Here is a 1,992-nt window from a genome sequence, read left to right on the forward strand (position 1 = left end):
GGTTCGCGTGCTCCACTCCTCTTGCCGAGAGTGCCATTTGCTGGCGTGCTGAAACTCGCTGCGCTCAAACAAAGCAGCACGCCGGACGCAAATAGCACGCACGGCATCCGGCACGGCCTACCCGGACCGCGCCGGACCGAGGTCGTTCCCGCAATGTCACCCGCCAGGGGCCAGGCAGCCGTATCCATTAGGGCTGAACAAAAAAATCTGAAAAAAACAAATCCCGGACTGTAAAAAGCCCGGGATTGCGCGTAAAATAGAGTTATGACGACACTAAATACGCATGTCAATTATACAATATGGGAAGCGCCTTATCAACTATCACTTCCCTTGAATATTTCATTTCAGATTCCGGATGACGATCCCGTGCGGTTAGTGAAGCTGCTCATAGAAAGGATGGATTTATCACCGCTGTACCAGACGTATTCTCGTATCGAGAAAAATCAGGCTTCACCACGCCAGTTACTGGCCATCGTTATTTATGCCAGCATGAACCAGATTTTCAGTTCCCGTCGTATTGAATCGGCTTGCCGGAGAGATTTGAATTTCCAATATCTGCTGGAAGGGAAACCCGTTCCCGATCATGCGACTATCGCCCGTTTCCGTTCTCATCATATGGCGGCATGCAGCCGGACCTTGTTTGCCGACATGGATGCCGTCTTGGCTCAGGCCGGGGCCTTATCGCTGAAGAATTTGTTCATCGATGGGACAAAAATCGAATCTGTTGCCAATAAATACACTTTTGTCTGGAAGAAGAGTGTCACGAAACGGCAGGCCAAAGTATTAGCAAAAATTCCGGGCTTTATTCTTAAGACCCAGGAACTCTTTGGCATCCAAGTGCTCCATACACACGCTGTCCATCGGTACCATTTACGGCGGCTGTTGGGGAAATTAAAACGGCTTCAACGAGAAGGACACATCGTTTTCGTCCATGGCAAAGGCCATCGTAAGACGCCATTGCAAAAGGCCATTGAAAAAGCCAAGGATTTCCTGCATAAGACAAAAGAGTACGCCGTCCAGCTTCATTACTGCGGGGACCGGAACAGCTATGCCAAGACCGATATCGATGCCACCTTCATGCATCTGAAAGAAGACGCCATGAAAAACGGCCAGGTCAAGCCTGCATATAATGTACAATATAGCGTGGACGCTGGATTCGTTACCTGGGTCACTGTCGGACCGCAGACTTCAGATTGTACCACCCTGCTGCCTTTCCTCGAAGATTTTCGCAAGCATTTCCCTTTCCAGTATACCCGTATCATTGCAGATTCCGGCTATGAAAGCGAAGAAAATTACACGAAGCTCGCCGAACAGGGGTATGATGCTTACATCAAACCGTCCGACCATGAGCAGCGGAAAAAACGCCGTTTCAAAAAAGATATTGGCAAATTCCAGAATATGGACTATGATGCGAAAAATGATGTCTTTTATTGCCACAATCACCGTAAGCTGACCTGTGTTGGGAAAAAGACCGAAACAACCAGCACGGGATTTAAAATACGCAAAAGCCATTATGTCTGTGAGGATTGTTCGGACTGTCCCTATAAGAAAGGATGCATTCATGGCAATCGCAGCAAGAAGCCGTTGGAAAAAAGGACGAAGCAATTAGAACTTTCTAAAAGGTTCCAAGCCCAACGGGCCGAAATGGAAGCTCACATCAGTTCTCCTACAGGGAAGATGCTTCGAATGAACCGTTCCATCCAGTCTGAAGGCGCTTTTTCCGACATCAAGGCGAATCTGTCGTTCCGGCGTTTTTTGAGCCATGGAACGGAGAACGCCCTGGCAACCAGCATCATACTGGCAATGGCCCACAATGTCTTGACCTTACATCACAAGCTGCAATCCGGCAATTTCGGGACATACCTTTATTCCTTAAAAAAAGTGAAAAAGAGTGCTTGAATAACCATATACATAGCAAAGGCACACGTTTTTTGCCGACTGGATGGCCGGTCTGTTTCGTGTACCTTTTTTACGTTTAGCTAAAAAAAGAGA

General features: G+C 47.8%; 2 protein-coding genes. Both read left to right on the plus strand.

Annotated features, from left to right (window positions below; all coding sequences use genetic code 11):
• Positions 1-234 (plus strand): hypothetical protein (locus tag WMO23_RS11235; protein WP_349174112.1); only part of this gene is annotated, 234 nt, incomplete at its 5' end.
• Between the two features lie 30 nt (positions 235-264).
• Positions 265-1,899: an IS1182 family transposase gene (locus tag WMO23_RS11240; RefSeq protein WP_292282715.1), complete on the plus strand. Its 1,635-nt coding sequence runs from the start codon at positions 265-267 to the stop codon at positions 1,897-1,899.
• Positions 1,900-1,992 lie beyond the last annotated feature (93 nt).

Source organism: Megasphaera intestinihominis (assembly GCF_040096415.1).
In the GTDB taxonomy this organism is placed as follows: domain Bacteria; phylum Bacillota; class Negativicutes; order Veillonellales; family Megasphaeraceae; genus Megasphaera; species Megasphaera intestinihominis.